This is a genomic window from Mycobacterium sp. 1245852.3 (assembly GCF_001669335.1).
In the GTDB taxonomy this organism is placed as follows: Bacteria; Actinomycetota; Actinomycetes; order Mycobacteriales; family Mycobacteriaceae; genus Mycobacterium; species Mycobacterium europaeum_A.
Window position 1 is genome coordinate 1 of the sequence record NZ_LZLL01000325.1, and the last position, 3,307, is coordinate 3,307.

Genomic DNA, 3,307 nt, shown 5'->3' on the forward strand with positions numbered 1-3,307 from the left:
GGCCCGCTCTACCAACACCTTTGGCGGTTTCACCGACGCCGGTGCGACGGCGCATCTGCTGGGCGAGCACCGCCCGGTCCTCGGGTCGATATTTGCCATCGTGCTGATGGACGCCTCGATCATCGGGGCCGCCGCGGTGACCCTGGCCACCAGCTATGCCTTCGGCGACGTGTTCGGGCTGAAGCACTCGCTGCACCGCGGCTTCGCCGATGCCAAGCAGTTCTACCTGTCCTATACCGCGATGGTGGTCCTGGCCGCGGCCATCGTGCTCATTCCGGGTGCCCCGCTCGGGTTGATCACCACCGCCGTCCAGGCCCTCGCGGGCTTGCTGCTGCCCAGCGCCAGCGTGTTTCTGCTGTTGTTGTGCAATGACCGAGAAGTGTTGGGGCCGTGGGTCAATCGCGCTTGGCTGAACTGGGTCGCCGGGCTGATCGTCGGCGTTCTGCTGCTGTTGTCCGGAATCCTGATGGCCACCACGCTGTTTCCCGGCCTCGATGTCGTCGCCGTCGCGGGCTATCTGACCCTTGGGCTGGTCATCCTCGCGGCGGCCGCGGCACCGGTGCTGCGCTGGCTGGCCCGCCGTCAGCCCGCACGGCCCCGGCCACAACTTCCGGGCCGCGGCGTCGATCGCAACACCTGGCGCATGCCGCCGCTGGCCCTGCTCGAACCTGTCACCTGGTCCCCCGGAACCCGGCTCGCGATGATCGCCCTGCGGGCCTATCTGGTCGTCGGGGCGTTGCTTCTGGTGGTCAAAGCGATCCAGCTCGGTCGCTGACCGCTTGGATCCGGCGGGCCACCTCGCCGTAGCGCTCGAAGCGCTCCTGGTCAGCGACGGAGTTGTACATCACCAATCGCGTTGCGGTTCCTGCGTACTTCGCCGTCAACGCGTCGGCCAACCCGTCCCAGGTCGACTCGGTGGCGAAGACAGCGATGTGATCATCGCTGACCTGGGCCGCCATGCCGGCGAAGTCGCCGGCTCTCTGCTTTTCCCGGATCCGGGCGGTCGTGCCCTCGAAACCCGCCTCGTCCCAGATGAATGCGTAGTTGGGCGTGCTCCCGTAGAAGGCCATGCTGGCACGCACGACTTCGCGCTGCCGGTCCCGCTCCTCGTCGGTATCCCCGACGATCGTCATGACGGGCACGATGATCGCGATGTCCGACGGTGAACGGCCCGCTTTCTGCGCGCCTTCGCCGACCGTCGGCAGAACGTGGCGGGCCAGGTAACCCGGTTCGCCGATCGGGTGGACGTGCACCCCGTCGGCCACTTCACCCGCCATCCGCAGCATCCACGGATTGACCGCTGCGATATCGACTTTGGGGTCGGGAGCGTCGATGGGCCCCGGGCTCCACTGCGGGGTGATGAAGTCGAGATCGTAGAAGTCGCCGTGGTGGTCGAGCCTCCCGGAACGAAACGCCTTGAAACACGCCTTGACGGCCAGCAGGTAGTCGCGCAGCCGGGGCCCGGGCCGTTCGAAGGCGGTGCTATAGCGCCGCACCACGTGGGTGCGCACCTGCGTTCCGAGGCCCAGCCGGAACCGTCCCTTGGTGGCTTCCTGCAGTTCCCAGGCCGCGGCGGCGGTCACGAAGGGACTGCGCGGGAAGGCCACCGCGACGCCCGTCGACAACTCCAGGTCCGGCGCGGCCTGCGACGCCACGGCGGCGTTCAGGTACGCGGTGCGGCCCGTCTCGGTGAACAACAAACCGGAGAACCCGACGGCTTGGGTCCGCCGGGCGAGCTCACCGATTTGGCCGAGCGGCTGGGGAATCGTCATCGCGTCGACGTGCATGGTGGGAGCGTACGTCGCGCCGCGGGCCGCGCCGCGCGGGCTCGTCAGCCTCGGCCGCGCGGGGTCAGCGTTTCGTCGGCCGCCGGCTCACCGGGGCGGTGAACCCTTCGGTGTCGTCGAAGAATGCCCATTGCCCGTCGTCGTTGACCTCCATGCGCCAACCCAGCTCGGTGTCGCCGCCCACGGAGCCGACGAACCAGGCGTGCGCGGCCTCCGCGTCGGCAAAGTTCTTCGTCGCGACGACCCGGCCACGCGGGTCGATGACGCGAAACTCGGGCATGGGATCTAAGTATCCCTGCCAGGCGGTTTTCAATCCCGGAAATCGCCTATTCGGCCCGGCACGCTGGGGCCGGCCGGCGCGGGGCTACAGCGTGCGGGCCAGCCGGTTGGCGAGGATCTCGGCAAACCTCGCCGGATCGTCGAGCGCACCACCTTCGGCGAGAAGTGCTGTGCCATAGAGCAATTCCGCGGTCTCCGCCACCGAGGGGTCGTCGCTGCGGTCCTGGTGCGCTTGGCGCAGGCCGGTGACGAGGGGGTGGTTGGCATTGAGTTCGAGGATCCGCTTGCCCACCGGAATGTCCTGTCCGGACGCGCGGTAGATGCGCGCGAGCGCCGGTGTGATCCCGAAGGCGTCGGTGATCAGGCAGGCCGGCGAGTCCGTCAGTCGGTTCGACAGCCGAACTTCCTTGACGTGGTCGGACAGCGTGTCCTTGAGCCAGGTCAGCAGGTCGGCGAACTCCTTTTGCTGCTCTTCGCGCTCGGCCTCGCTCTGCTCGCCGTCGGAGCTGAGGTCCACCTCGCCCTTGGCGATCGACTGCAGCGGCTTGCCGTCGAATTCGGTCACGGTTCCCACCCAGACCTCGTCGACCGGGTCGGTGAGCAGGAGCACCTCGTAGCCCTTGGCCTTGAACGCCTCGAGGTGCGGCGACTTCAGGATCTGCTGGCGCGACTCCCCCGTGGCGTAGAAGATCTGCGTCTGGCCGTCCTTCATGCGCTCCACGTACTGGGCGAGCGTGGTGGCTTCCTCCTCGCTGTGCGTCGAGGCGAATGAGGAGACCTGCAGCAGCGTCTCCTGGTTGTCGAAGTCCGACAGCAGGCCCTCCTTGACGACCCTGCCGAATTGGGTCCAGAAGGTGCGGTAGTCATCGGGGCGCTCGGACTGCAGATCCTTGATCGTGGCGAGGACCTTCTTGGTCAGTCGGCGCCGGATGGCCTTGATCTGCCGATCCTGTTGCAGGATTTCGCGGGACACGTTCAGCGACATGTCCTGGGCGTCAACGACACCCTTGACGAAGCGCAGGTACTCGGGCATGAGCTCGTCGCAGTCGCCCATGATGAACACCCGCTTGACGTAGAGCTGGATCCCGGTCTGGGCGTCGCGGTTGAACAGGTCGAACGGGGCGTGCGACGGGATGAACAGCAATGCCTGGTACTCGAAGGTGCCTTCGGCGCGCATCGCGATGACCTCGAGCGGGTCGTCCCAGGCGTGCGCGATGTGCTTGTAGAACTCCTTGTACTCC

At 67.2% G+C, this 3,307-nt stretch carries 4 protein-coding genes; 1 reads left to right on the forward strand and 3 read right to left on the reverse strand.

Annotated features, from left to right (window positions below; genetic code table 11):
* Positions 1 to 775 (forward strand): divalent metal cation transporter (locus A9W96_RS14895; RefSeq protein ID WP_197499522.1); only part of this gene is annotated, 775 nt, incomplete at its 5' end.
* On the opposite strand, the gene A9W96_RS14900 is transcribed toward A9W96_RS14895, so the two are convergent.
* From A9W96_RS14900 to htpG, 3 genes are all read right to left on the reverse strand, one after another.
* The gene (locus A9W96_RS14900) at positions 750 to 1,787 is read right to left on the reverse strand and encodes a TIGR03617 family F420-dependent LLM class oxidoreductase (protein WP_067140793.1); all 1,038 of its coding nucleotides are present in this window, start codon (positions 1,785 to 1,787) and stop codon (positions 750 to 752) included. The two genes, A9W96_RS14895 and A9W96_RS14900, sit on opposite strands and share 26 nt — an antisense overlap.
* A gap of 64 nt (positions 1,788 to 1,851) precedes the next feature.
* A complete protein-coding gene (locus A9W96_RS14905; RefSeq protein WP_066871339.1) occupies positions 1,852 to 2,067 on the reverse strand; it encodes a hypothetical protein in 216 nt (71 codons plus the stop codon).
* Between the two features lie 84 nt (positions 2,068 to 2,151).
* A partial coding sequence (gene htpG, locus A9W96_RS14910) for a molecular chaperone HtpG (protein WP_082972256.1) occupies positions 2,152 to 3,307 on the reverse strand: 1,156 nt, incomplete at its 5' end.

What these genes read in the sequence shown, in the direction of transcription:
- A9W96_RS14905 (WP_066871339.1), bottom strand. Translation starts at nt 2,067, where the DNA reads ATGCCCGAGTTTCGCGTCATCGACCCGCGTGGCCGGGTCGTCGCGACG.
- A9W96_RS14900 (WP_067140793.1), bottom strand. Translation starts at nt 1,787, where the DNA reads ATGCACGTCGACGCGATGACGATTCCCCAGCCGCTCGGCCAAATCGGT.